The sequence below is a fragment of the Streptococcus cristatus genome, assembly GCF_008369405.1.
Taxonomy (GTDB): Bacteria; Bacillota; Bacilli; order Lactobacillales; family Streptococcaceae; genus Streptococcus; species Streptococcus cristatus_G.
Genome location: NZ_VSJJ01000014.1, coordinates 21077 through 27460, shown reverse-complemented (window position 1 = coordinate 27460; position 6384 = coordinate 21077). Strand labels below are relative to the sequence as shown.

The window sequence follows — 6384 nt, the reverse complement described above, 5'->3', positions numbered from 1 at the left end:
CTCGGAATAGCTACTGTCTTATCTCATTTTTCACTTAAAGCCTTGACAGACTTGACAAATGGTAGAAAAGAATCCTGTGCAGCTGGCAATCAACTGATTGAGCGTATCGCCGTAGAAGGAGCCTTTCGGGTTGGCGTTCCAGAAGAGCTGGGAGGCCGAGGTGGCAATGATACGGATGTGATTGAAGTGCTCAAGGAGCTGGCTCACCATTCCTTAACAGCTTCCTTTATCTCTTGGGGCCAAAGAACCTTTATTGATAACATTTTAAAATCTCCTAATCCCTACTTTAGAAACCACTATTTGGAAGGGCTCTTGTCAGGGGAATATGCAGGTGCGATAGCCCTGTCCAATGCCGTTAAATTCCTGTCGGACCTAGAGGAATTAAATGTCTCTATTGTGGAAGAAGATGGGCAGCTTTATCTGAAGGGACGTCTGCCTTGGGTAACCAATGCTCGTGCGGATCGCTTCCTCAGCATATTTGTTGCCGGTTTCGAAGACGGGAGCCGCCAGCCGCTGGTTTTGGCTGTACCGTCTGATGCTGAGAATTTCTCCCGTTCAGCGGATTTAGAGTTTGTATCCTTGCAAGGGGGAAATACAGCTGCCCTGACCTTTAACCATGTGCCTTTGCAAGAGGAATGGATTCTCGCTCAAGATGCCCAGGCCTTTTTGGCAGAAAATCGCCCAGCTTTTCTAGGTTATCAGTTTGGTCTGGCTCTTGGCCTAGCAGAGAAGTCTTTGGCAGAGGTCGAAGCCAATCTGTCAGTTCGCTCCATTTTGAGAGAGGAGTGGGAGGAGCAAGTGGCTGCTCTGACTGAAATCCAGGATCAGCTCTATAGAGGTCTTCTCCAGCCTGGTTATTTTGTTGAACGTCCTAAGGAGCTCTTCCAGCTGCGAATTGATATAGTTGATGTGGTGGCCCAAAGTCTGCTCTTGGAGTTGCAGGCTAGTGGAGGTAGAGGATATTTGAGTAATTCGACTTCAGGCTTTATCCGCCGTTGGAACGAAGGAGCTTTTCTTCCCATTGTCTCACCGAGTGCAGTCCAGCTGCGGCATATTTTAGAAGTTTCGTGAATTAGAGGAGATGAAAGCCACTTAACATGAGCTTTTGCAGACAGGTGACTTTGACAAACTCATCTTGAGCAAGTTTTTTAAGCAGAGTGGGGTCTTAGTTACAGTCAAGCAAGAAATCAGTGGCGAATGAGCAGAGCTTTCTAAACTTTCTATTGAGAAACTTTTGGAAGAGAGCTATCAATATTTTAGAAAATACTAAAAAATCGAAGCCGAGAGGCTTCTTTTTTACTTGTTTTTTAATGTTTTATGTGATATTATAATTAAAGAAACAACCGTTGCGCAACAGTTGTTCTCAAAAGGAGTTTCTATGCCACCTAAAAATAAATTTACTCGTGATGAGATTATTCAAGCAGCTCTAGGGATTGTCAGAGAAGTCGGCTTAGCTGGTTTGACTGCTCGTTCTCTGGCTGAACGTTTACAGTCTAGTCCTAAGGTTATTTTCGGTCAGTTTGAAAATATGGAGGATTTAAGTCATTCGGTTGTTCGGGCAGCTGAGTTTGTCCTAGTCCAATATATTCGTTCGGCTTTGGAGCGGGCCAAGCCTTTCAGAGCAGTTGGTATGGCTTATATCCTTTTTGCTAGTCAGGAGCCTCAGCTTTTTAAAATTCTATATCTAAATCCTCACAAGCACCCCATTGAGTCTTTCAAGGACTTTTTACCTCAGAAAGACCATAGTTATCAGCAGATATTAGAGTCGATTGTGGAGGATTATCCCATGCACATAGAAAGTGCAGAGTTCGTGTATCAGCATTTGTTTATCTATTCTCATGGTTTGGCTAGCATGATAGCATCGGGTATTTATTCTTTTAGTCAGGAGGAAGTGACAGAACGTTTGACGCAAGTATTTACTGCCCTCCTAAAGGAAATGAAAGGAAACAAGAATGATTAGATTAAAGGAAATTTGCAAGTCCTACAACGGAAGAGAAGTCTTGAAAGGCATCAACTTGGAGATTGCTGATCGAGATTACTTGGTCATTTTGGGAGCTTCTGGCTCTGGGAAGTCAACCTTGCTCAATGTTTTATCAGGCCTAGAAAAACCAGACAGTGGTCATGTGTACTTTGGTGAGGAAGATTTATCTCAGCTGACAGAAGGTCAGTTGACGGCTTTTCGCCGAGCGCAGATTGCCTTTATTTTCCAGCAGTATTTTTTGCTTCCAAATCTCACAGTGGAGCAAAATGTCAAAATGGGTGCCAACTTAGCAGGTAATCAAGATTATGTCCAAATTTTGGAGGCTTTAGGTTTAGGTGATAAACTTCAATATTATCCAAGTCAGCTTTCAGGAGGTGAGCAACAGCGAGTGGCTATTGCACGAGCCCTAGCCAAAAGACCTCGCGTCCTCTTTTTGGATGAGCCGACTGGAGCTTTGGACGAAGCAACAGGTCGTCAGATTCTGGCCTATATTTCAAGTCTTCAAGAAGAGCTAGGCTTTACGCTGGTTATGGTGACACACAATACAAATATTGCTCAGATGGCTAAGACTGTTGTCCATATCAATAGCGGCCAGATCCAAAGCATAGAGACAAATAGCCAGCCCAAAACGGCCTATGAGATTGGATGGTAAGCTATGTTTTCAATAAAAGATTTGTATAGATTAGTCGTTGTATCAGTTATTAGCTTTTGTGCGGTATTTGTGAGCAATCTATTTTTAAATTTTTATCTGGATATCAGTTTACTAGATCAAACAAATTGGTTGCCTGAGATTCAAGCTGCTTATGATGCTCAAGTTGCTATCTCTTGGTTAATTGCATCAGTTAGCGGAGCTGTTTTATCCCTGACATCGATGCTCCTCCTCTTCTTTTACATTCGGCAATTTATTGACCAGCATAAGCCAGAATTAGGAATTTTAAAGGCTATGGGCTATAAAAACTGGGAAATTAGCCGAAAGTTTTGGATTTTTAGTCTTCCAGTTGGTTTGGGAACAGGCGTTGGCTATTTTTCTTCTTTTGCTATGATGCCGCATTTTTATCAGTTGCGTAATCAAAGCGGGGTTTTGCCTGAAATCACCATTATGCAACATTGGTCCCTATTCTTGTTTCTCGTTGTTTTACCGACTCTAGCTTTTACTGCTTTAGCCGTTCTCTGCGCTAGTTATTATCTACGTTTGCCTGCTCTAGACTTGCTCAAGCGGGTCAGCTCTAGTCAAAAGCCACCAAAAAGGAAAGCAACAAAGAAAATAAGGAAAGACCGTCCCTTTTTAAAAGACCTTTCTGCCAGTCTGCTCTGGTCTCGAAAATTATTAATTTTCTTTGTCATTTTTGGATCTATGTGCTTTTCAGCTATGATTCAACTATCATTTGGCATGAAGGAATTGACAGATGAAACTATTCAGATAATGATGATGTCAATCGGTACTGTCCTGTCAGTAGCAATCCTCTATCTGTCGCTGGGAGTACTCCTGCAGGAAAATCAAGAAACCCTAGCTATTATGAAGGTTTTTGGTTATAGCAGAAATGAGTGCCATAAGAGTTTGTTTGCTCCCTACCGCTTTCTTGCTTTTTTGGGCTTCGTCTTAGGAACAGGCTATCAATACGGAATTATGCAGCTTTTACTCAGATTGATGGAAAAATCAATATCTCAGAAAGTTGACTATGATTTTGATTTTGGAGTCTGCCTGATGACTTTGCTAGTCTTTGTTTTAGTCTATGAAAGTTTAATCTATTTATCCAACAGGAGGTTAGATCAACTTACTATTAAGCAGGTCATGTTAGGAGAATAAAGAAAAAATGAAGTGAGACTATTCACTTCATTCTTTTTTGCTGATGATATGCTGGATGCCTGTCTGGAGGTGCTGGAGGATGTGCGTGATTTCCTTTGGAAAAACTTTGTAGTTTTCCAAGTCTGTCAGGGGAATCCAGTAGACTTGTTCTTGGTTATGCTGGTAGTCAAATTGCTTGCCATGCGGCTTCATCAGATAATAGAAGCAAATCTCATGACAGTCTAGTCCTTTGAGGATGCCAGTTGAGTTGGAAAATAAATTTTCATGAACAAAAGCTAGCTTTTCAATCTCATACTTTTGTCCTGTTTCTTCGAAAACTTCTCGCTGGACAGCTTCTTTGGAGGTCTCTCCAAATCTGACTGCCCCTCCAACTGAATAGAAATAGTCTTCGCTAGGAGAAGATATGACACAGAGGGCTTCCTCCTCAATGATGAGTGCAGCAGCCCGATAGCGAAAGCGCTCCTACCCTTGGGTATAAGAAATATCCTTTGCCATAGTGTCCTCCTTGCGTTTTTTAGTTTACTTGATTTAGAGCTTTCTGTCAACACTTTCTGTACCCAGACAGTTGTATTCTTTCTCTCTTGCGACAGGCTTTTTTTCCTGTTAAAATAATGGCATGACTCGTTATAAAGCCCTTATTTCCTACGACGGACATGACTTTGCTGGCTTTCAGCGCCAGCCTCATGCTCGGAGCGTTCAGGAAGAGATTGAAAAAACCTTAACTCGTATCAACAAAGGCCAGCCCATTGTCATCCACGGAGCTGGTCGGACCGATAGCGGCGTCCATGCGCTTGGACAGGTTATTCACTTTGATTTGCCATCGGCTAGAGATGAAGAAAAGCTGCGTTTTGCCTTGGATACCCAGACGCCAGAAGATATTGATATCATTTCTGTGGAGGAAGTGACGGAAGATTTTCATGCCCGTTACCAGCCGCACAGCAAGACCTATGAGTTTCTGGTGGACATTGGTCGACCAAAAAATCCGATGATGCGCCATTATGCGACCCACTATCCCTATCCTTTGGAGATTTCTCTGATGGAGCAGGCCATTAAAGCCTTGGAGGGAACGCACGATTTTACAGGTTTTACAGCCTCGGGTACCAGTGTGGAAAATAAGGTTCGTACGATTACAGAGGCTAGTTTGACTTTTGATGCGCAGCGTAATTTTCTAGTCTTTACTTTTTCTGGTAATGGCTTTCTCTATAAACAAATCCGCAATATGGTGGGAACCCTGCTCAAGATTGGAAACAAGCGGATGCCAGTCAATCAAATCGAACGGATTTTAGAAGAAAAAGATCGGCAGCTAGCTGGACCAACCGCAGCGCCTAATGGTCTTTATCTAAAGGAGATTATTTATGAAGAATAAGTTGATTTTAGCCCTCTCTGGCAATGATATTTTTAGTGGTGGTGGTCTTCATGCGGATCTGGCTACTTATACGGTCCATGGCCTGCATGGATTTGTAGCGGTGACTTGCTTGACCGCTATGACGGATAAGGGCTTTGAAGTTCTTCCGACCGACGAGCAGGTCTTTGCGCAGCAACTCTCCTCGCTCAAAGATGTGCCGTTTTCGGCTATCAAGTTGGGCTTGTTACCAACGGTTGCCATTGCAGATCAGGCCCTGGCCTTCATCAAAAAGCAAGCGGGCATACCAGTCGTGCTAGACCCTGTCCTAGTCTGCAAGGAAACCCATGATGTGGAAGTTTCGGCTCTCCGAGATGAATTGATCAAATTTTTCCCTTATACGACCATTATCACGCCCAATCTACCAGAAGCAGAGATCTTGACCCAGTCGGAGATCAAGACTTTGGATGATCTCAAGGCTGCGGCTGTGACCCTCCATGAACTAGGAGCTCAAAATGTCGTGATCAAGGGAGGAAATCGTTTCAGCCAAGATCGGGCCCTTGATTTATTTTACGATGGCAGAGACTTTGTGTTGTTGGAAAGCCCTGTTTTACCAAATAATAATACAGGAGCCGGCTGTACTTTCGCTTCTAGCATAGCTAGTCAGCTTTTGGCAGGTCAATCCCCTCTTGAAGCTGTCAACTATTCAAAAGATTTTGTTTACCGCGCTATCCAGCGCTCAGATCAGTATGGAGTTATTCAATATGAAAAATAATCAGACAAGAAAAATCGCTTTGCTGGCTGTCATTACAGCCCTATCCATTGTTTTAGGAAACTTTTTTAAAATCCCGACGCCCACTGGTTTTCTAACCTTGCTAGATGCAGGGATTTACTTTACCGCATTTTATTTTGGTCGTAAGGAAGGAGCCTTGGTTGGGGGCTTGTCCGGTCTCTTGATTGACTTGGTGGCGGGATATCCTCAGTGGATGGTCTTTAGCCTCATTTGCCATGGCCTTCAAGGCTACTTTGCCGGCTTCACTGGCAAGCAGCGTTATATCGGTTTGTTCTTGGCTGGACTTGCCATGGTCGGCGGCTATGCTCTCTTTGGTAGCATCTTGAGTGGACCAGGTGCAGCTATCGCAGCTATTTGGGGCAATGTCATGCAAAATATTTTTGGTTTGGTGGTCGGCTATGCCCTTTACAGAGCTTTTCCCCTTGTCTTGAAAAGAGCCGTTCAGCCAGAGTAAGTGAGGT

At 43.5% G+C, this 6384-nt stretch carries 8 protein-coding genes; 7 read left to right on the top strand and 1 reads right to left on the bottom strand.

Annotation, left to right across the window (positions count from 1 at the left end; translation table 11 throughout):
• Positions 1-42: 42 nt before the first annotated feature.
• The 4 genes from FXF62_RS10190 to FXF62_RS10175 all read left to right on the top strand — a co-directional run bounded on the left by FXF62_RS10190 (position 43) and on the right by FXF62_RS10175 (position 3788).
• Positions 43-1071: an acyl-CoA dehydrogenase family protein gene (locus FXF62_RS10190; RefSeq protein ID WP_262881647.1), complete on the top strand. Its 1029-nt coding sequence runs from the start codon at positions 43-45 to the stop codon at positions 1069-1071.
• A 307-nt stretch (positions 1072-1378) separates the two neighbouring features.
• On the top strand, positions 1379-1960 hold the full coding sequence (locus FXF62_RS10185) for a TetR/AcrR family transcriptional regulator (RefSeq protein WP_149518641.1): 582 nt from the start codon (positions 1379-1381) through the stop codon (positions 1958-1960).
• Positions 1953-2633, top strand: coding sequence for an ABC transporter ATP-binding protein (locus FXF62_RS10180; RefSeq protein ID WP_149518640.1), 681 nt, complete (start codon positions 1953-1955; stop codon positions 2631-2633). The genes FXF62_RS10185 and FXF62_RS10180 overlap by 8 nt, the downstream gene beginning before the upstream one ends.
• Before the next feature lie 3 nt (positions 2634-2636).
• Positions 2637-3788, top strand: coding sequence for an ABC transporter permease (locus FXF62_RS10175; protein WP_149518639.1), 1152 nt, complete (start codon positions 2637-2639; stop codon positions 3786-3788).
• A gap of 27 nt (positions 3789-3815) precedes the next feature.
• Here FXF62_RS10175 and FXF62_RS10170 read toward each other — a convergent pair whose 3' ends face one another.
• Complete coding sequence (locus FXF62_RS10170; RefSeq protein WP_262881646.1) at positions 3816-4220, bottom strand: NUDIX hydrolase; 405 nt, start codon at positions 4218-4220, stop codon at positions 3816-3818.
• Positions 4221-4404: 184 nt separating this feature from the next.
• Between FXF62_RS10170 and truA the strand changes: the two genes are divergently transcribed.
• From truA to FXF62_RS10155, 3 genes are read left to right on the top strand one after another with little or no spacing between them, the layout of a single operon-like run.
• Positions 4405-5154: a tRNA pseudouridine(38-40) synthase TruA gene (gene truA, locus FXF62_RS10165; RefSeq protein ID WP_149518638.1), complete on the top strand. Its 750-nt coding sequence runs from the start codon at positions 4405-4407 to the stop codon at positions 5152-5154.
• The gene (locus FXF62_RS10160; RefSeq protein ID WP_149518637.1) at positions 5144-5905 is read left to right on the top strand and encodes a bifunctional hydroxymethylpyrimidine kinase/phosphomethylpyrimidine kinase; all 762 of its coding nucleotides are present in this window, start codon (positions 5144-5146) and stop codon (positions 5903-5905) included. Before truA ends, FXF62_RS10160 begins: the two co-directional genes overlap by 11 nt.
• The gene (locus FXF62_RS10155; protein ID WP_149518636.1) at positions 5895-6377 is read left to right on the top strand and encodes an ECF transporter S component; all 483 of its coding nucleotides are present in this window, start codon (positions 5895-5897) and stop codon (positions 6375-6377) included. Before FXF62_RS10160 ends, FXF62_RS10155 begins: the two co-directional genes overlap by 11 nt.
• The last annotated feature ends 7 nt before the right edge of the window (positions 6378-6384 follow it).